This is a genomic window from Chryseobacterium sp. GW823-FHT05E08 (genome assembly GCF_058795655.1).
The window spans coordinates 324,932-347,219 of the sequence record NZ_JBXAHY010000004.1 but is presented as its reverse complement, the minus strand read 5'-3'; the positions used below and the strand labels follow the sequence as shown (position 1 = coordinate 347,219).

The window sequence follows — 22,288 nt, the reverse complement described above, 5'->3', positions numbered from 1 at the left end:
CAATACTTCTAGGATGTAAGGACATCATAAATCCAGTAATGGATTATAGCACTTACAAATCTAAACGTGATTTTTAGTGAATTTTTGGATCTTATTCCTGAAATTAGATGGTATTGCCTATGCGCCTTTTTTTTTGTCGCTGCAAAGATTGATGCTGAGAGTACAGCATAGTACAAGTGTTGTTAAAAAATTTTCGCATTAGAACGTGTTTTTATAGATTCGTTTCTTTTTTTCATATCTATTATTTTTTCGAGTCAAATTCTGTAATGGATATTTAATTTATCTATACAGACAATTGAAATGTAAAAAATAATATCCTCAAAAATATACTAGATATCTGATATTGAAAAGTTATACCTTTTCATCTTTTATTTAGTAGCGTTTTGGATAATCTTATTTGATTGAATAGCATTAAATATCAATCAATTCTTTTTCATAGGGCAAAATTATATAATGCACAGTAGTTAAACAACCGATTTGCGTAGAAAAAAATAAAAGCATTTGTAGAATTTTTTCTACAAAATAAATAGCAATTTGTCACTGTTTTCAGTGATCAGTAAAAAACAGAAATACTGATAGTTATACTATTCATCAACAGTAATAACGAATAATATTTCAATTAATCATTTTTTGTTGAAATATTTTTGTATACGTTTTAAAAAGCCTCCTTAAATAAAGGAAGTCTTAAACAAATAAAAATAATAGTGGAAAAATTTAAAAAGGACTTAACTTTCTGATGTAAATATAAATTAATCGGGACAATTTCTACAAAAATGATTATAAAAAGATATGATGCCTATCTATGGAAAAATTTACATCATATCATTTAAAAATCTTATAAAAAAATTTTTGGACATATATCTGGAAAATTCTTGCTAAAGGAAAATATAAATATTTGAGATATTAATAAAAAATAGGTGCAGAAAGACAACCGCAATCTAATGTTAAAAATATTTCTAAAAGTAAATTTCTTAATTTGTGATAAATAGATTGCGAAATGTATGCTATCTAATAACCCACTAAAACTGAACTTAAAACTATTTTTTAGACAAAATCTATATATTTCTTTGCGCTTAATTTTTAGATTGATTAGACATTAAATTTTGATACTCTCTTATGATTAAATTTCCTAAAGCTGAATGCCTTCTTTGCGTGATGTAAAAAGTTTCTACATATTCTAACACAGAGTTTTTGGCATGGTTTCTAGTTTCATATTTATTTTGATAAATAAGTTCCATTTTTAAGGTCTTGAAAAACTCTCCGCTACTGCATTATCATAACAATTTCCTTTTTCGCTCATACTTCGAGTAATGTTTTTTCGGACTATTGACGTAAATTCTATGCAAACATACTGTATCCTTTGTCCGAATGAAAAATTAAACTATCACGATCCTGTAAAGGACGATGAAGTAGTGCCATTTTCAAGGCAGCAATACTGGTGTCCTAGGCTTTCATTGTCTCACTTAACGATCACCCTATAACCTTTCTGTCAAATAAGTCAATATCTGTCATAAGATATAACCAACCTTGGCCTGTATGGATATAGATAATATCATGAACCCATACTTCTCTGCTGTTTTTAACCCGAAAATTCTGATTTAAATAGTTTTCAACAACAGGGTATCGATGAGATGAATTGGTAGTCTTTTTAAATTTTTTCTTTACAATACCCCTTAGGTCACGCTCTCTTATCAGTTTGGCAACAAAAGGGCGAGAAGCCCTTATTCTTTTTGATTCCAGCTCCATGACACTCCGGGGGCTCCCATATCTGGCACGGCTCCAATGATAGAAACTGCTACTGCTTACCTTTAATACCTCACACATCTTCCTGACAGGAAACACACTGGCATGTTCTTTGATAAATTTATATCTTTCCCGTCTCTCTTGGAGAAGATGCCTACCACTTAGATATCACGTTCAAGTTTTGTTTATTCTACTATATTTGTTTTTCCTTGCTAAGATTACCTTCTTTGTGAAGCTTTCTCCAATTGACTAGACTTACTTTGCAAATCACCAATTCTTGAGCCACCAAGGATATATTGCCTGTTCACTTAAAGATACTGCTTGGATCTTAAATTGACTACGTCGAATCTGCGATTTCTAAACTGTAATTTTTTCTGATCTTTTTTCATACTCTTAAAGATAAAGAGTATCAGAATTGTGTCCTAACAAAGTTAGCAACTCCAATGACAAAAAGTATTAAATAGGAAAATAAAAGCCTCCTTAATGGAGGCTATAAAAACACAGATTATGAAAAAGAAATTTAAAATATAATAAACGAAATGCATATTCCGTATATTACTTTCTAATGCTAGGACAAATATAATTCTATTAAAAGAGAATTAATGAAAAAAAAATGTAGAAATAAATAAACAAAAACGTAGAATTAATTTGACAAATTATAATAAGCTTGAAATCTATTATATCATTCATTCGTTATTCAGATACTATATAATAAAATCAATTTATAATGAAATAATACTAGAATATATATTTGGAAAACAAATTTTTTTATGTGTATTTTATTGTTAATTTAAACACTAATTATTCAGTATTTAAAATAATGATTGTAATTACAATTGTTGTTTTTCTGTAATTTTCCCCTTATATTTGTATTATTAATAAAAAAAAGCAAATTTGATTAAACATTTATTTCATTTATCAGTGATTTTTATATATTCTTGTATTTATTGTCAAGAATATTCTTCTCAATGGTATAATACAGACAATGGATTACCTCAGAATAGTATTAAAGATATTGCAAAGGATAAATATGGTTTTATATGGCTTACTACAGAAAACGGTATTGTTAGGTTTGATGGGTCTAATTTTATTACATACAAAAATTTTCCAGTTAATAATCAACGATTTACGAATTTTTATGGTAATGTTGATAATGACAGTATATTTACAACAGGAGGCTATAAATATTTTATAATCAATGAACGATTTCCTAAAATTACAATATCAAAAAACTCTCAAAACACACTCAGAAAAGATAATTTAAATTATTTTTTATATTGTTCAAGCTATATATATGATTCTTTTCCAGGTATAATAAGTTATTATTCACCTTTTAAAAATGGAACGTATTATCTGACTGAGGATTCAATTTATTATCAACCTAAAGGTAGTAGAAGTACGAAAAATTTAAACATTACACCAAAATATGGAAATAAATTATGTGTTTTTATAATCGACCAATTCTTATTATATATAAATTATCGGACAAAAAAAATTTATTCTATTGAAAATGGAAAAGTCATTAAAATATTTGATCAGCCATTACTGACAGATGTTAATAGTAAAATTTATTGGAGTAAGGTTAATAATCAAGTTCTCATATTAAATAAAAATGTATTATATAATTTTATTTATAAAAATAATAAGATAGATATTAAAAGAATAGCATATGTTAATACAAATAATTTAGAAGGTGCTCTAATTTTATATTATGATGAAAAAGTAAATAAAGTATTTATTGGAACGCCTACAAAAGGATTACAAATTTTGCATCTTTTTGATTTTTATACTACTAAAAAAGTTAATATTGCAAAAAGTTCTAATTTTTATTCAACCCTTAATTATGATAGTTCAAGTGTCATTAATCCTGCGGGTGAAATTTATAATAAGTATGGATTAATTTATAAAAAAAATTTTAAAGGTGCTAATAAGTATTTCATTGATTATGATGAGAAAAAAAATATCCTTGTTCGTGATGTAGGAAACATATTGCACATATATAAAAGATCGTCTCAATACAGGGACTTCAGCACATTGGCAACTAAAAAAAATTTTTTTATAGATTTCTTATATGATGAAAACAGGTATTATGCTATTATAGGTAAACCAAAAAAAAATTCGGGTTACAGGGGCTCACTGATGGTTTATAGAGATAAATCTTTTAGTATAGTTGAAAAAATATATAATATCAACCACGAACCAACAAAAATAAAAAAGATTGGAAATAATATTTTAGTTGGAACAATTCATGGTTTATTTATGATCAACTTAAATAAAAATAAGATTTACAATATAACTAGAAATCAGGACTTACATATTAGAAATATTATAAAGACTGAAGATGGAAATATTTGGATAACAACACTAGGGAAAGGATTTTACTTGTTAAAAAATAGCAAATTAATAAAAATGCCTTATGATAAAGATAAGAATTTAGCGTCTGCACATACTATTTTAGAGGATAAAAAAGGTTTTTTTTGGTTATCTACAAATAATGGATTATACAGAATTAAAAAAAACCAACTATTGCAATATGTCAAAAATAGTAACATTTTTATCAATTATTACAAATATTCTAAAGAATTAGGATTTAATACTAATGAATTTAACGGAGGGGGTAATATCTCAGGAAATAGATTGCAAAACGGACAATTTGTTCTTCCATCTCTTGAAGGACTTGTTTTTTTTGATCCATTAAAAATTAAAGCGCACTATCCCGAAAAAGTATTTTTAGAAAGAGTTTTTATTGATAATAAAGAAATATTATACAAAGACAATCTGGTGATTGATCAAGAATCCGACAGATTAGATTTTTATATAGACACACCTTATTTTGGAAATAATGATAATGTTGTTGTTTTTGCTAAAATAGAGGGTGCTCAAAACCAAAAATGGACAGCTATAGGGAAAGACTTAAAATTTTCACTTTCAAATCTTCCACATGGAAATTATTCTATTATTGTTAAATTGTTGATTTCGGATAATAATAAATTTATATATAAAAAAATAAACTTTAGAATCCCTCCATACTTTTATCAAACTCTTTGGTTTAAAATCATTAATGTTATTATAGCTCTTCTAATTTTATATCTTTTAATAATTTGGAGAATTAATTTTCTTAAAAAGAAAAATCAGGAACTTGAATATATAATAAATATTAGAACAAAAAAATTATCTGATACAGTAGAAAATTTAGAAATTACAAAAGAGAAACTTAATAAAGAAGTTGAACAGCAAAAAAAACTTATAGGAACAATAACCCATGATATTACCACACCTGTAAAATTTATAGCTTTTACTGCAAAAGAGGTACTAGATAGGGGTGAAAATAAACAAGAAGTTTTAGAAAAGGTTCTTACTTCAATATACAAATCTTCTTTTCAACTTTTTAATTTCAGTTTAACATTAAAAGAATATGCTGATATATATAGCAATTATAAAGGCAATGACACCGAAATTTATTTTCTCAAAAATGTTGTTGAAGAAAAAAAGATCCTATTTAATGAAATAGCAAAAAATAAAGAAACTTCAATTGAAAATCTTGTAAATCCTAATTTAAAGATTAAGTTAAGCAAGAATATTCTTTCTGCAATATTACATAATTTATTAGATAATTCGATCAAATATACTTTTGGAGGTTCAATAATGATTGAAACAAAAGAAGTAGAAGATAATATATATTTAATTATAACGGATAGTGGGATTGGTATGGATGAAGAAAAAATAGATTATTATACAAAGCTTCAGGAAAATATTGAAAATGAAAAATTACTCTTGCAGAAATATGGCCTTGGTCTTCATCTCGTAATACAGTTACTTCAAATGATTGAAGGAAAGATCATATTTACAAGGAATAAACTACAAGGAACTACATTTACATTAATTTTAAAAAAAAATACAAAATGACTAAAAAAATCCTAATTGCAGATGATCACCAAGTTGTACTTATAGGTACAAGCTTAGTTTTGGAATCTAGATTTGAAGATGTTAAAATCGATCTTGCAGAAGACTATCCTGAAGTCCTACTAAAACTTACAAATCAGAAATACGACTTAATTCTTTTGGATATTAATATGCCTGGCAGCAAAAATAAAAAAATGATTTCTGAAATTAAAAAAATTGATTCTCAAGTTAAAATATTAGTTTTTTCAGCATATGAAGAATCTGTAGCTGTACAATATATAATTGAAGGTGCTGATGGATATATTAATAAACTAAGTAAAAATGAGGAAATTTTTGAAGCGGTAAAAAAAATTTTTGTAGAAGGAAAGTACTATTCAGAAGAAATTGTTAATTATTTTTTAAAAGCATCTATTAAAGGAGAGTCTCTGAATCCAGTTGAAAGTTTATCAGACAGAGAGTATGAAATTTTTATGTTAATGGTAAAGGGTTATGGTAATCTTGAAATATCAAATACAATGAATATACAAATGCCCACAATAAGCACATATAAAAAAAGGATTTATAATAAACTTAAAACTACAAATCTTGCTGATTTAATAAAAATTTACCAAACTTATATATCATAAATATAATATTATTAACAAATGAGGTATTTACTCACTAACTTTTTAATTTAAAAGTTATTTTTGAAATTTGAGATCTTATAGCTCAAAGATTTTATGCAGTAATTTTACAAAGAAGATGGTTGTAACTCACACTAGATTGAATAAAAAGATGTCAAATATAAGCAATATTAAAAAGTAAATTAAAGAAATGTATAGCTTTAATGTATGCACTTCCAATATCTCAGTGATAACAAGTATTATTAGTAGATAACTGATTCTTAAAACTATACTTATAATCTGAACTCATTTACCAAAAACATTGCTCCATCTTTCACATGCCAAATATAGATTTGTATTGTACACCAAATGTAGGATATCAGTAAATTTGTTGGCTATTAGAATATGATAGAATTTTTGCAGATATAAAATACATTTACACAATTCCCAAGAAATAAGCGGCAAGAATATCTTTGTATTATTACGCTATAAATCGGAAGGTACATATTTATACTCTATCTAATTCTAGAAAAATAATAAGGTTAAATCATTGTATTTTTTAATTCCAAACATAATCTGAAAGTTTATGCCTAATTAAATTGAAATTCTCATAAATAAAAATGCACTCAAAAATAAAATGTTTTCCTAGACAAATTAAAGTCGTACAATGTGTTTATAATGTATTTAAATTAATTAAAATGGCTATTGCTAATGAAAATTTGGAATTGTTTTTTAATACTATTATGTAATTATTTAAAAAGTTCATATTATAAAATAATCAAGCCATAACATTTACCTATATATTTTACCGATTAGTGCTTCAAGTAAATAATTTAAATTAGAAATAATACCTGGGTAATAGTAGAATACATTCTTTAAATAAATTATTTCTACAACTATAATATTTAGATTGTGATATTTTCATAATATATTTGATTTTATTTAAATTTAATATTATGAAAAAAATAATTTACTTTATCGGAACTTTTTATAGCATTTTTTAAATGCTCAAATAATTTATAATGATATTCCAGATGTATCTATTAAAATGATTCCAAACAATTCTATTAGTAATATTTTAGCTATTGATTTTAATAACGATGGGATAGCCGAATATAATTTCCGATATGACTATTTTGGCGGGAATTTTTACTTGCATATGATGTTTAACAACAATATTAATAATAAAATGGCAGTTAAAAATTCTGGAACATTTTCTTTTGAAAAGTATCTTCAACCACTTAATTCTAATACATTAATTGGACAATCTATGCTCTGGGATACCAATTATCCTGAACCATTTATTGGAAATTCCAGTACTGATACAAATTTTCAAAATTTGGGAGATAAATATATTGGTGTTCAGTTCATAGTTGGATCAAATATTTATCATGGATGGGTGTATGTTAATTTATCTAGTCTTACATTTAAGTCATATGCATATCAAAATACTCCAAATACTCCCATTAATACAGGACAAATTACGCTAGCAACAACAGAAAATAAAGTTGAAAATACCGATATTGCCAAATCCTGCTAAAGAATATATAATTATCAAAGATGTTAATATAAAAAAATTTAATTACAAAATTACCTACACAGATTGTAAAATAATTTTACAAGGTGAATCATATTATAATGAAAAGATTTTCTTAAAAGATCTTAATAATGGAATATATTGTTTACAATTAAAAGATAACAATAAAATAATTAGTAAAAAAATATTGATAACAAATTGATTTGTATATCAAAATAACCATTTTTTTTGATTTGATTTACTGTGATAATAGATATTTTCTATATTTTTTTTTAACATATTTCAAAGAAAATGCCACGATTATGTAATGTTAAACAATTTATCATCTTCAAAGTATAATTAAAATTATTTTGTGTAATAGACTATCTTAAGCAATATTGTAAGTGAAACCAATATTTCTAACAAATGCCCCATACCTATCTTTAAATTGCCACTTAGCCTGACTTAGAATAGAAATTCTATGAAAGTATCGAAAAAAAGTACTTGAAAATATAGTTTATCAATTCTTTCAATCAAACATATTGTAATTTATTGCTGGTACTCTATTTGGCATTTAGTTAAATTTGCTATATGGTGCAAAAAAACACAGTCTTTCAACTTATCACATATTAAGTTAACAATTATTTTTAAACACTTATTTATTATATGTACTATTTTTTATTGCTATATGACTTAACTTATACAGTAGATTATATGGAGTTGTAATTTGAAATACATAAAATTACATGAACATCAATTGTAAAATACTTACACCTCTTAATAAATGCTACTTATTTTTATATAATACATTTTAGAAAGTAGATGATATTCGGTTCGATTTTTCGATGTATGGATCTTATTATTGATTCTCTTTTTCTTATTGACAACTTTATTTTATATGTCAACATTACATATATTAATCGTAACAACAAGAAATAAGAAATAAGAAAAGAACCAATAGGATCTAATAACATTTTTTGAAGATACTAATCATACTGGTGACGAAATGAGAAAGATGAATAATATCAAATTAATTATATATATCATACATATTTTTAAACCCAAACAGAAATTTGCTTGGTTACGCAAGGGGAGTTTGTCAATTTTGAATTAATATCTGTAAAGGTATAACATGCATGTAAGAATGTATAAGACGCAGAGATTTTGTTTATGAATTATAACAATTTTGAGTATATCAACTTTTTATAAAAGTATTATGCTTAAAGCAAACAATCTCTTATTTATCCGATTATTACAAATTTATAGAATACATGGAAACAGACTGGGTAAAAGTAGATGATATCATAATACACGATCTCTAGCTTAATTAATAAGTAACAAAAGGATGAAATATTTGAAAAAAGAAAAACGGATTTGATAACTTATGTTTGATCTTTGGATATAAATTTAATTTTACAGTATTAGAAGAAATATTTTTAATCTAATTAAAATTAATTCTTATAAAATTTAAACAATCTTATTGGATTATATTGAATGAGGAAATCTGCTCTGTTTCTGTGGCAGAAGGTGTTACTGCTGGTTTTCTGCAGCTTTCATTTCGCAGATGATAGATGCTTTTGAATTTTCTAAAGACGTTGTAACCGCCACACTCTTGAAGACAAATTAAACTTTTGAAAGTTGATGAGCGGGATGCAATAAAGTATAATTGCGTTTCTAAGGATGTTACAGACGAAATGCGCTAAATTGCATTATTTAATATAGACTGGGGAGTATATAAAACTGGATATGCAATTCCTGTAAAAGAATGTAATCAAAAAGTTTTTATGCATTTTTCATTCGCATACAATAATGAATTATATTATCCAAAAAATTGCAACTGCATCATAAACAAAGGCTTTAACAGCTTAGTTGTAATACGCAGAATTTATTCTCAGATGCTTTAAATTTGAACTCAATCAAATGATTTTAAGTAAAAGACATAGAAATCAAAAATCTATACATATTGATCACCGATGCAATCAGTAGAATTGGTTATGAACTTACAAAATTATTCGTGCAAAATTGCCATGGTTATTGTACTGCGTGGTCATAATCAACTAAGGCTTTCTGTAATCAAAGCTATTTAATATGCTATATAGTAAAAATAACAATTACACCAAAAAAATACGAAATGAAGCCTCAATTGATCACAGGTGTTCCTTTACAAGAAAAAGGAAGTTTTCACGATACGGAAAGTATTCGTTTATCTAAGGATTTTGAAGATACAGTTGATTTGTACAAGACTTTAAAAGATCGGCTATTGTCGGTAAATTACTGGAATTATTATGCCAGTGGAGTTGGAGCGGATTTTAAACTGCATGATAAAAATGGGAATTTAAAAAAAAGATTGCCTGAAAAGAGAGATTTTATCAGGATTGATATTCCTGGACCCGGCAATTTTGAAGCAAGAGGGTTTGATTGGGTTGAGATAACAGCTATGGATGAAAATCTGGCTGCTAATGATGAGATTCTTGAACAGCTGATTATTGAATGTAAGCCCTCAGCGATACCAGGTACAATAAATGCGCGCACCGCACACTTTTACACGGGAGATGCAACCTCTACCTTCATCATATCGCGGGGGAACGATTTTATAAAAACAGGTATTTACGGACGTAACGAAACACCGAATATGGATGCTCAGATCGCAGACAAAGCAAGGAATTTAGCTATTGCATTGGGTGGAATGGTTGGAATCTCAAAAATTCAGTGGAAAATTTTGACAGATGGACTAATTGAGTTCTGACCCAATTGATAAATAGATATTGAGATTATATTAAGTTTTTCTAAAAGAAGAATCGTTGCTCTAAAATAACGTTAGAGGATTTTATTCCTTCTTTATAATATAATAACTGAAAAGTAAAATTTAATAAAATTTGTGAATCGATTATGATCATTGTCATAGGATTTGCCTTCCTGAGCTTGTAGCTTTGATACACCAAATTAAAATATGTTATATGAAAGCAATAATCTCTTTAGCTCTTCTTCTAGGGCTTTTGACAATCAGTTGTAAAAAAGAAGTACAAACAGCACCACCAATTACTGCTGATTCATCTGCTATAGATTCAATGAATGCAAATTCAACTTCCCAAGAGACAACAGATAATACATCAAGAAATCCAAATGATAGTGTTGCCACTATTAAGATGAAGGACTCAGCTGGCGTGAGATCTAAATAAGGACACGTATAATTTAACTTATTACAGAATAATAGAATAACTAAAAGTATTATTCAATTATGTTTCACACTGTTTCTACGGTGTGCTGGGATTGTATCATCTAAACATTAAAAATAAACCGACTGTAGTCTGATACTAGTCAAGGACTGCGGTACATCACTAAATATTAATTTCAAAAAGTAAAATTTATGAACACTAGAAATTCAAACAACAGAAGTTCAGGCAGAAATTCATCAGATGATGACCAATCAATGCTTGAGGAAGCGTACCAATTAGGTTATGAGCATGGTTATAACGACGGAAGTGAGGATGAGGAGTACGATGATGATTTCTCAGATTTTGAAGACTATTTCGACGAGGAAGGAGGGTATGATGACGAAGATTATGATGACGAAGATTATGATGACGACGACGAAGATTATGATGATGACGACGATGACGACGACGATAATAGGGGCAGAGGTTCAAGAGGCGGAAGTCAAAACAGGGATAGTCAGGGAAGATTTAGTTCTGGTAGCAGAGGAAGTTCTGGCAGTAGCTCTCGTGGAGGATCCCGTTCAGGTTCTGGATCAAGGTCAGGAGGAAGCGGAAGATCTTCAGGATCCGGATCTGGGTCAGGATCAAGATCAAATTCAGGATCCGGAAGATCAGGATCAAACAGTGGAGGAAGCTCAAGAAACTCTAATTCAAGATCGGGCGGAAACAGTGGTTCAGGAAGAGGGCGTAGTTCAAATTCCGGTTCAGGAAATAGCCGTGGATCAAACTCCGGTTCAGGAAGCAGTCGTGGCTCTAATTCTAACTCCGGGTCAGGAGGTAGCAACAGAGGTTCTAATTCAGGAGGGGGAACATCAAAAAGAGGTTTTGCTTCAATGAGTAAATCTGAACGTACAAGAATAGCCAGAATGGGAGGTCAGGCTTCTCATGGTGGTGGAAGATCTTCAGGATCCGGCAGATCCGGATTTGGAGGCAGACGAAATTCATAATTCTTTTTAGGCTGCCTCTTTAAAAAGGGGGCAGCCTTTTAACCATTTAAATCCTATTACATTATGGCTACTAAAACAACAGAAAATGCGACAACCGATGCTGCTGATAAAAAAATGGCAGTAGAGAATGCTACAGTAAAAGAAAATGAGATGAAAAATGCTCCGCTGCATAAATTTTTTGTAGATGCACTAAAAGACATTTATTACGCTGAGCATAAATTAGTAGATGCGTTGCAGACTATGCATGACGCAGCAACAACCGAAGAGCTTAAAGATGCTTTTGAGGATCATCAGTTACAGACTAAAAAGCATATAAGCCGCTTGGAGAAAGTTTTTAAACTCATTAATGAGAGTCCGGAGCAGAAAAAATGTGAAGCAATGGATGGATTGATTAAGGAAGGCGGAGAAATCATTAAATCTACGGAAGAAGGCACGATGACAAGAGATGCAGCTCTGATAATCGCGGCGCAGAAGGTAGAACATTACGAGATCGCAAGCTATGGAGGCCTAACGCAACTTGCTATTACTATGGGACACGATAAGGCTGCTGAGCTGTTAGAAAAAACACTGCAGGAGGAAGAAGATACAGATTACAACCTTACGGAGATTGCAGAGACTAACATTAATTTTGATGCCCAGCAGGAAGATTAAATAGATAAAATTTAAACAAGCCATACACTATCAGCTGTATGGCTTGTTTTCAATAATATAAAGTAGCCTTCATTTAAAGAATAAACACTACCCTAAGTTCGTTAATACATTAATGAAATACAGATCAATTTTAAGTATGTAAAATCTATATTATAAAGTATCATGGAATTTAACAAGATCCTTTTGGAACAAATAAATGAAGAATTTATGAGTTGTGATCACACCATTTCTATTGCAGAAAGCGTTACCGCTGGTGCGATGCAGCTTGCGTTTTCGGAAATGACTAATTCAAAATTATTTTATAAAGGCGGTATCACGGTACATAGCCCGGATAAAATAGTGAAGCTGTTAAAGATAGAGGCTTCCGAGGTCAAAAATTCTAATTATGTATCCAGCCATATTGCTGACAAGTTGGGACTGTATGCATCCAAAATGTTTGAAAGTGATTGGTGTATTGCTACATCAGGGTACTGTACGCCGGAAAGACATTCGGTATTTGAAATTTATGTTTATTACTCCTTTATGTATAAAAGACAGGTGGTCTTTTCAGATAAAATAGAGTTCAATAATTATAAAAATAAACTTAACCCTCTTTCTGTAAAGTTATATTATACCGAAGAGATTTTACGTAAATTTCTAAGTCAGTTGAAACTGACCTTTATCTTAAACAGTAAAGAAACTAACGACAGATAAACATTATAAAAAGAAAGAGAAAATAAATTGCTCATAAAGTCTTTGTTTCCCCACACCAGCATGTTCTATAAATTTATATTTTACCCGTCTCTCTTGGAGAAGATGCATACCACCTTTTTTTAGATATCACGTTCAAGTTTTGTTTCTTCTAGTATATTTGTTTTTCCTTGGTAAGTTTACCTTCTTGTGAAGTTTTCGCCAATTAATGAGACTTTCTTTACAAATCCCCAATTCTTCAGCTATCGAGAACACATTGCATCGCTGCTCACTTAAAGATACTGCTTGCATCTTAAATTAACTACGTCGAATCTGCGATTTCTAAACTGTAATTTTTTCTGATCTTTTTCATACTCTTAAAGATAAAGAGTATCAGAACTTGTGTCCTAACAAAGTTAGCAACCCAAACAGCTTATGTAGCTTTGGTTATGGCTACGGTAATCCTTCAGCATATTAATAAAATTTAATGATATAATGATTAAATATCATATAAAATTTGTAACTGACCTACAGTTAATAACAAGTCTATTAAACAAATTGAATCATTCGTGTATTCTGTACACATTCTATATTAAAAAAATATCCAGCAAAAGATGAGAATTGTTCAATATTGCAGGACTATCTGAATCCTAAAATAATGGACAATTACCATGTGATCTTGACTATAAACTTGTGCAACAAGATTATTAATATTTTTTGAAATAGCAATTAATCCATTGAAATTAATTGCAGCATTAATTATAGGTAATATTCCATACCGCTGCTATTCTTCAAATATAAGTTCCAAACTATAAATTGGAAAAAAAATTACCAGTCGTTTGGGCATAGCTTGCCATTACACTGTTATTATTAATAATACTCAGATCTAATTTGTATTGCAACATACCAACCACAATTAATTTCTGCATCATTTTTATTAAAACTAATACCGTTTGTAACTAAAAAAAGTGAATTCTTCACTACTATCATGAAAAATTGCTCCGGCATTACGTTATTGGTCAACTATTACTGTTACACCATTATTAATAATTTGCTTTGCTGTTGAACGATTATACAATTCCTACCTGTAACAGCGGTATTCTGTGAACAAACTGTTCTAACATTAAAAAAAATATTAGGTATAATATTTTTATCATTACTCCAAAATTTATTATATTAAAATATTTTTTGTTATGGTCGGCTTTTAAAAACTAAAACGATGTTAAACTTATGAAATAAGTTAAATACTATATGAATATTTTATATTTAATTCATTACTTTATAAAATATTGAGACTAACTAATGGTACCTGAAAAATTTTCTTATCACGATGGATCATTACTCCATCCACTTCCAAATGTATATTGAAATGAAGTACCTCCAACGGTAGAATTAAAATAAATGGTATTTTTCCATGTAGCAGCAGTATTGTGAGCTCCTTTATCACCTACAGTCTTGTTGCTGAATAAAAATATTTACAAAAGACGCACCATTATTGTTAGACATAGCAATACCTCCATTATAAAATGTATTGCTGTTATTCTATGACTATGAATTCCAAACAGCACATACTTCATTCGTAGTTTCCAGAATATGGAGCTGTGAAAAATGTCCTATGTTTCTTTAATATCAATATTGTCCTATCCATCATTATTTAAAGTATTGTAAGTATCACTCTGCATAGCTGCATCTCACAGGCAATTAAGCCCGTCCATTAAAATTGAAATTTACTTCATTTCAGCCGCATCCAGTTCCTTTATTCTATACATAATTTCCAGCAATATGGAGCTGTAAAAAAGTTGATAAAATTCCAGCGTTATTGGTAAAGGATTAATTATCATTATTAACAATCTACCAGATGTTTGTGCGCCGACATCCCAACGACAATTGATCTTACCACCATTAGTATTTAAGTCTATACATTACCTCCATCAAAATTCATAGCACCTCTTGAGTTATATTGTACAGCTCCGGCATTACGATTTTGATCGACCATTATAGTAATTCCATTATTAACGTATTCAGTTGTAGTAGCACTATTGTATAGAGTATAAGAATATCCTCACACTACACATTTACTAATCTAGCCACTGATAACAGCTTTATTGCTTTGACAAAAAATTGTTTACCTGCAATTAACATCAATATGATTAGTATCTTTTTTTAAATTATAAAAAAAAAATTGTCCTTAAGTATCTTATCTTAATATTATTATAAACAAAAAACTATGTCTGGATACTACTTACTTTAAGTATTAAGATTTACAATAAGGACAATCTAAACTGTGTATTTTTATTTAGCAGAAACTATATATTAGATTTTAGCTTATTCAAATGATCATCAAACAGGAGAATGTAAATTATTCTCCTGTTTTTAGATCACATCATTTGTTAATTAAAAATGCTAAGGAACATTATATTTTTTTCATAAATATGTTTAAAAATAAAGACTGATAATACTAGAGTTATAAATAATAAGTCCACTTTTTTCATTTATATTTATATTGCAAAATTATAATTATAGTAATATTAAAACAATTTAATCATGTAGAAATAAATTCATGTATTTTATAGAAATATTTCTACAAATTTAAACGTTAAGATGTACAACATTCAATTAATATATTAAGATATTGATAATGTTTGTTTAAAGCAAAAAAGGTTATATTGAAATAAAAAATAAATATTTACGTAAAAATTAGTACAGTTAAGACTCTAGCGGTATAATTATATTTTTATATATACTCCACCTTAATTTTGATACGATAACCCTTTTATCTCAGTTATATGTGTTTATGTATATTTTGCAAATTTACACCTTATTTTTTGTTAGTAATCAATAATTTGGGTTCTATAATGTACTAAATCCCTTTCATCCTAACTGTTCATCTCTAATTAGTGGTAGTTCAAGGATTAACGTATAACGTATAATTAGATCAATGGTTGAATACTACTTATTTGTATTTGGTAAATCAAATATATTCATTCTATTAATTATTTTTAGCATGACCATTGCAGGTATTTTGTGTTTAAAGTTGAATTCATAGGAGTTCTTTACATTCATCTTTAAGTCCGTTTTTATTATTATCACCGATAATGTTTCATCACATTATATGTACTTATAAGTATTATATTGTTGACTGTAATCAATGTTTTTAATTATAGAAAATTATTTTTTCAAATGAAAAATGAGGAGATTAATAAGACCTTTAATATCAAAAATTTTATTGGAAATAAATTCTACATTAAAATAAATTTATTTCTACAAAGTTATGATTCAAAATTATTATAAATAAATTTATCTTGGTACGCTAAATTATTTGAAAAAAACTCTAAAATATCTTTATTAGTTCTTATAATCGTATTAGACTTAGATATAGTATTTTATGATTAGTATTGAAAGACAAATATGATTTTAAATGTCAGAGACCATGTTAATCTAATCTAAAAAAAAAATATTACTCTTAATGAATATAAAAGTAAATAACAAAAAACCGATGTATAGAAGGGCAAGTATTATTGCTTTAACAGTTTTAATAATCTTTATTTTATTATTGCTGCTTTTACTGCTTGATTTTATCCATCTTCAGTTAATAATATCTGCAATTGCAATGATAATAATATTAAGTTGGATTTTTTTACGGTTAGAATCTTTTTGCTATAATTTTGACGGAAAGTATGTTATAATTAAAATATTCCACCCTTTTGAAAAAAAATTGATTTCTACGTATATAGAATTTCCTAAAAAAGTTATTTATGATTTTACTATTATAAATAATTTTGGACATCAAATTATTGTCATTAAAGTTTTTGAGTTAAATGTACATAGCATATATGAAATAAAAGTATTTTGCTTAAGCCATAAACAGATTAATGAAATTAAAAATTCACTTTCTTCTATAATAGATGCAAAAATTTTGGATACAAATAAAAATTGTCAAACCACTCAAAAAAATGATGCAAATTACAGATCAAAATAAGTTATTAAACTGGAGCAAAAATATTTTTGGTTTTTATTTTGAAAGTTTTCATTTAAGTTCAAAACTTTTACAGCTAATTTATTATTCTAAAAATGGTTTTATTTTTTGAATCCGATTATATACTAATTTTACATCTCTAAACTTAAAATCTTTTATTTATGATAATCGATCAGGATCTTTTACTAAAATATGGAGCAGAATTTTCAAATTTTCAGGCGGGCGAAACAATTTTTTCAGAAGGTTCAGCTCCTAATTTTTATTTTCAGATTGTCACAGGAACTGTTAGGCTTCAGAATTTATTTGATGATGGTAGAGAGTTTATCCAGAATATTATGACACCAGGAGAATGTTTTGCAGAAACGTTTCTTTTTGATGTTAAACCTTACAACTTAACCGGTATTGCTATAACACAATGTCAAATTCTAAAGTTGCGGAAAAATAACTTTTATGAATTGTTAGAAGATAACATTCGTCTCTCATCAATGTTTCTCAAATACTTTTCATCACTTTTATATGATAAATATTTCACTATGCTTAATCTTGCATCAGCAGACTCGATTAATAAAATTCAAGCTATTTTGAACAATCTTAAACTAAACAACAATTGTAAAAATCCATTCAGTTACCAAGTTTCATTAACACGTCAACAAATCGCCAATCTGACAGGATTAAGAGTGGAAACTGTTATTAGAACAATTAAAAAAATGCAAAGTAAAGATATTGTAAGAATTAAGAATGGAAAAATTTTTTACTAACATATCATACTTTAGCTTGAAAGTATGTATTTTGTTCAATTATAATGTACAGAAATGGTTTTCATTTACTTATAACATATCTTTAAATTTCATTATTATTCATAAAAACACTAACATATATTCAGACCATAAATCTTATAGGGTTTTATCACTAAAATCGATTGATTTTTATATTTAATATTTATCACAAAATTCAGAATTGGATTTCTGTTTTTTTAATTCTCATGACCCTATTAATTTTAATGTGGAGAATCAAATCCTCGTCATACAAAAAAAGTCTCAGATAACACCTCATTTTACTGACCATTTCTCTAAAATACATTGCACAAGATCAAGGTTTGTAATAAAAATTCGGCCCAATGCAAATGCATAAAGATACTTTCTTAAAAAAACACTTACAAATTATTGAGGTCTGAAGCCTTATGACGAAAAGCTCCAAGTTTTATTTCATTAAATGCAAAAACTTTTCAATATTTCTAACATCTATCTGAGAAGTGTTATGGAGCACAGTCAAAATAATGAATCAACAATTCAGGATTTTAATTTTTTATTTTTAAAAGAGTGTCTCCAGGCTGTCAGTAGATTTATCTATAAACTACAGACAATCCGAAGGTTAAACAAAAAAACATTTTTGTTCCGCGGAAGTTGTCGAATGTCAGGATGTGAAATTTTCTATTATCAATTTAACATTGGTCATTCACCCAAAACGGTAGTTCCATTTGAAATATCGGTAAAACTAATCTACAAAGCTATAATGTAATTACCTACCTGATTAAAAGTGAGAGTTCCTAGTCGAGTCATAGTATGTAGATGTAACTAATGGTGGGACAAAATGTACAGAAAATTGTAACACCATTAGTAATAGTTTGGTCAGCATTCCACTTGGCAACAAATGAACTTGTGATAAATCCAATTGTTTTCAATATACCATTCTAATTAGCTATTACTGACCACTTGTACCTGCAATTCCTAAATTGTAATTAATTGTTCGTAAATTAACATTTCCCATAGAAATATATAACATTTCGATGGTAAGATTGTACTTATTCCTACATATTGCTGTTATACATAGATCATTTACCGGCTGTGCTACATTAGGAACATCTGTAACGGAATTGTGTTTTGGATCATATATATGAAGTAAAGCCTTCCTAATTATCCATATTCACTCCACCTCGTCCAAATATTGCTACTGTAAATAATGACACTGATAATTTAATAATTTTGGTATTTATTATTTCTTAATATATATAGAAGTTAAATCGGAAATACTTCGAAGGATTTATCTTTGAAAAGTTAATATCATAGCAGTATGCATACAAAGAATATATATTTATATTTTTAAAATTATAATAAAAGAAAATTGTTATTTTTTTGCAATTAATATAATAATAAAAATGCGGGAAATTTAATCCCGCATACAATACAAAACGAAAAAGATATGGAAAATATAAAAGTATCAATTAATTTTCATAAAATTCTATCAATATTCAATAGTAAAATTAATTCTAAAATTTTTAAATATCTGATCATTTTTATAGATATTTATCGTTTATGTCGTAAAAATAATTCTACAACAAAATTCCTATTGTTTCATCTTTTTAATTGGGTTCAAAGTACAATGTTGATTAACAATTTATATTTGATGATAAATTCATTGAAATTTAGAGAATCACTTATTTATTTTTCTTATTAAATAAATAAGTGTTAACAATATTATTAACATTTGGTTAATTATTTCAAGTAATTTATTCAAACTAAGAGATTATAAAAATTAGTTATTTGTTCATATTTGCAAATTAAAATAAAATATTACTTTATAAATCATCATAACATTTTACTAACAAGTAGAACAATAATTGAATCTACGTTATTAATTAAGATAATTTGTTAAAAAAATCTATAATTTTTAATAAATACATTACAACTGTAAATAAAATTTTAATTTTCGCCATATAATAAAATATTTTATTATAGATATAGAATAATTTCTACAACAATCATTATTTTTTTCTATAAATAATATTTGTGTTTTTCCTATTAAACAGGATATATTTGATAAAACTAAATACTGATTTCATCCTTAATTAAATTTAAATGCGTTATATCACAGATAACTGTATTTAATTCAAAATATATTATTTTCACTTCCATTAATTTAATATATACTAAATTTTTATTATGAATATACATGAAGAAAACCATAAAGACATACATATTGGAAAATACATTTATAATAATTGGTATGAAAAAAAAATTGATCTTGCAATAACATCTAAATTTTTGAATTGTAACAGATCAGAAGTAAAAAAAATGTTCAAAGCAAAAAGTTTGGATGCTGAATTACTTTTATGTTGGTGTAAGTTATTACAATATGATTTTTTTAGGATCTATACTCAGCATCTTATAATATTTGCGCCTCACAAATCTACCACTAATATTAATATTAAGAATTCTAATATAAGATCTCTAGACATCCGAAAAAATCTTTATACAAGGGGAATTATCGAATTTATTCTAGAACTTATTGAAACTAACGTAAAAACAAAAAAAGAAGTAATTGAAGAATATGGTATTCCCAAAACAACTCTATATAAATGGATTGCCAAGTTCAAAAAATAAGACAAATTTATTATCAAATGGATTTAAATTATAAGAAAATTTACAATGATATGATATTATTAAAATATCCAAATAAGATGCCTCAGTGCATCCCTATACTTAATAAACCAGAATTTTCATTTAATGATATCTTGAAATTGAATAAAATAATCTTTGGAAAAGTTGATAAAGATACTATGAAGTTTAACAGTAAAAGACATTCTTATAGTAGAAATGCAATTTTGGAGATCTTGATTTATCAGAAAGAAAACAATTTAAATAATTCACAGTTGGCATTGCATTTTAAGTTAAGTAGAAACACTGTAACAAAATGGAAAAAGATTTATACTAATGAACTCTGTTAAAAAATTTTATATACTGAATATTTAATAATCGAAAATTTATTTAGTTTTACAAGTATTTTGCCAGACATTAACCATTAGTAGTTGTTTTTCTTAAGTTAAATCTATAAACAAATTCGTCAACATATTTTTGAAGGTGTTTTCTGGAAACATTATTATACAATCCGCTTACTGAGTTTTAAGAATTTTCCTACAATATTTGTATGAACTGAATCGTCTTGCAAACTTACATGTCCTTTTTTAGGCTATCTTAGTAAGTACCATGACTATTTAGGCGAACATTTTTTATGGGGAGATAGAAGAATCCATAAATAGTAACAGAAAATAATAGACCGCGAAATCCTAGAGCATGGTAGAAATCAGTAAAAACCATCATATAACTTTAATAATATGTAGCCTTTTATAAAAAAAGGTAACTTCCTTCCAATTATTTCTTAATTTTAATATATTTCGAACAGCTAGTGACAAATTTTGAATATCCAAATTAGATTCTAAAATTTCACAGAGTATCCAGGTTCTATCTTTCTTTTTAAATGGAATCTGGTATTCTGTTAAATATTAAATCAATTCTTCTTTCCAAAGTAGTTTAGCAATATAAAATCCTTTTATGTTTTTATTACGCACTAATTTTTCTCACTTGCTCTACTGTCCTCAATCCGTTTTTATCATCACACATTATTAGATCAACCCAAGATGGAATTGTTTTTTTAATTTTAGATAATATTTTCCTTCAGTAACTACTGATAAATAATCAAAAACCTTACTGTATACTTCAATTTGTGAAGGCAATCTTAGAATGTGTCTGAAGCACTTTTGATTTCATATCCATGAAGAGAATCATTAATAACAGCCGTGTCTATTCTAGCTCCAGCAACTGGTAGACCTAGCTCATTACTTCTTTAGAGTCACTATTAATATAATACGACAATTCAGTTTTTCTTAAAAGCTATCTGATACAAGGATCTTTTATAGGCCAAATGTATAATTTTTTTTCTAAACGCCGAAAAATAAATCAGACTCCGCTAATTTTACGCCAATATGAATTAAATGAATTCTCTAATTTTTAATTCTACAAAATAAAATCTGCCATAGCTTTATTTTTCTACCAAGTTACAGCAGGATTTATTTTTTAGCGAGTTTATAGTTTATAATTTAAAGTATTCTATAAATAAAAAACCTCTCGGAATGAGAGGCCCAACTTTTCTGGTTGTAAAAAACTAACTGAGTTTATATCAGTTTGATAAAGTTATAGATATCTTTTAATATCACAATTTTTATTTAGTGACGAATTATATAGTTACCATATTTTAAATAGTAAATCATAAATTTTATTATTGTCCAAAGA

General features: G+C 27.4%; 14 protein-coding genes and 1 pseudogene. 12 read left to right on the top strand and 3 right to left on the bottom strand.

Going from position 1 to position 22,288, the window contains the following annotated elements; all coding sequences use genetic code 11:
- Window positions 1-1,073: 1,073 nt before the first annotated feature.
- Window positions 1,074-1,244 (bottom strand): annotated as a pseudogene (locus AC1Q7L_RS15660) (IS3 family transposase); the annotation flags it as partial.
- A 1,393-nt stretch (window positions 1,245-2,637) separates the two neighbouring features.
- Between AC1Q7L_RS15660 and AC1Q7L_RS15655 the strand changes: the two are divergent.
- The 9 genes from AC1Q7L_RS15655 (at window position 2,638) to AC1Q7L_RS15615 (ending at window position 13,270) form a co-directional block, all read left to right on the top strand.
- Window positions 2,638-5,649, top strand: a complete 3,012-nt coding sequence (locus tag AC1Q7L_RS15655; protein ID WP_492307658.1) for a sensor histidine kinase — start codon at window positions 2,638-2,640, stop codon at window positions 5,647-5,649.
- Entirely contained in the window at window positions 5,646-6,272 is a 627-nt protein-coding gene (locus AC1Q7L_RS15650) for a response regulator transcription factor (RefSeq protein ID WP_492307657.1), read from the top strand. Before AC1Q7L_RS15655 ends, AC1Q7L_RS15650 begins: the two co-directional genes overlap by 4 nt.
- Window positions 6,273-7,296: 1,024 nt before the next feature.
- Complete coding sequence (locus AC1Q7L_RS15645) at window positions 7,297-7,788, top strand: hypothetical protein (protein ID WP_492307656.1); 492 nt, start codon at window positions 7,297-7,299, stop codon at window positions 7,786-7,788.
- Complete coding sequence (locus tag AC1Q7L_RS15640) at window positions 7,757-7,987, top strand: T9SS type A sorting domain-containing protein (RefSeq protein WP_492307655.1); 231 nt, start codon at window positions 7,757-7,759, stop codon at window positions 7,985-7,987. The genes AC1Q7L_RS15645 and AC1Q7L_RS15640 overlap by 32 nt, the downstream gene beginning before the upstream one ends.
- Before the next feature lie 1,908 nt (window positions 7,988-9,895).
- Window positions 9,896-10,510, top strand: coding sequence for a hypothetical protein (locus AC1Q7L_RS15635; RefSeq protein ID WP_492307654.1), 615 nt, complete (start codon window positions 9,896-9,898; stop codon window positions 10,508-10,510).
- Between the two features lie 211 nt (window positions 10,511-10,721).
- Complete coding sequence (locus tag AC1Q7L_RS15630) at window positions 10,722-10,943, top strand: hypothetical protein (protein ID WP_492308048.1); 222 nt, start codon at window positions 10,722-10,724, stop codon at window positions 10,941-10,943.
- Between the two features lie 188 nt (window positions 10,944-11,131).
- Window positions 11,132-11,926, top strand: a complete 795-nt coding sequence (locus AC1Q7L_RS15625; RefSeq protein WP_492329390.1) for a KGG domain-containing protein — start codon at window positions 11,132-11,134, stop codon at window positions 11,924-11,926.
- A gap of 63 nt (window positions 11,927-11,989) precedes the next feature.
- Window positions 11,990-12,577 carry a ferritin-like domain-containing protein gene (locus AC1Q7L_RS15620; protein ID WP_492329389.1) on the top strand — a complete coding sequence of 196 codons (588 nt, stop codon included), beginning with the start codon at window positions 11,990-11,992 and terminating at the stop codon, window positions 12,575-12,577.
- Window positions 12,578-12,739: 162 nt separating this feature from the next.
- Window positions 12,740-13,270, top strand: a complete 531-nt coding sequence (locus AC1Q7L_RS15615; protein ID WP_492306814.1) for a CinA family protein — start codon at window positions 12,740-12,742, stop codon at window positions 13,268-13,270.
- A 132-nt stretch (window positions 13,271-13,402) separates the two neighbouring features.
- Here the strand turns inward: AC1Q7L_RS15615 and AC1Q7L_RS15610 are convergent, their stop codons facing one another.
- Entirely contained in the window at window positions 13,403-13,558 is a 156-nt protein-coding gene (locus tag AC1Q7L_RS15610) for a hypothetical protein (RefSeq protein ID WP_492306815.1), read from the bottom strand.
- Between the two features lie 3,154 nt (window positions 13,559-16,712).
- Between AC1Q7L_RS15610 and AC1Q7L_RS15605 the strand changes: the two genes are divergently transcribed.
- The 3 genes from AC1Q7L_RS15605 to AC1Q7L_RS15595 all read left to right on the top strand — a co-directional run bounded on the left by AC1Q7L_RS15605 (window position 16,713) and on the right by AC1Q7L_RS15595 (window position 20,602).
- On the top strand, window positions 16,713-17,225 hold the full coding sequence (locus AC1Q7L_RS15605) for a hypothetical protein (protein WP_492306816.1): 513 nt from the start codon (window positions 16,713-16,715) through the stop codon (window positions 17,223-17,225).
- 158 nt (window positions 17,226-17,383) lie between these two features.
- A complete protein-coding gene (locus AC1Q7L_RS15600; protein WP_492306817.1) occupies window positions 17,384-17,980 on the top strand; it encodes a Crp/Fnr family transcriptional regulator in 597 nt (198 codons plus the stop codon).
- A 2,181-nt stretch (window positions 17,981-20,161) separates the two neighbouring features.
- Window positions 20,162-20,602 (top strand): transposase, encoded by a 441-nt coding sequence (locus AC1Q7L_RS15595; protein ID WP_492306818.1) that lies wholly within the window; start codon window positions 20,162-20,164, stop codon window positions 20,600-20,602.
- 411 nt (window positions 20,603-21,013) lie between these two features.
- Here the strand turns inward: AC1Q7L_RS15595 and AC1Q7L_RS15590 are convergent, their stop codons facing one another.
- Window positions 21,014-21,106, bottom strand: coding sequence for a hypothetical protein (locus AC1Q7L_RS15590; protein ID WP_492306819.1), 93 nt, complete (start codon window positions 21,104-21,106; stop codon window positions 21,014-21,016).
- Window positions 21,107-22,288 lie beyond the last annotated feature (1,182 nt).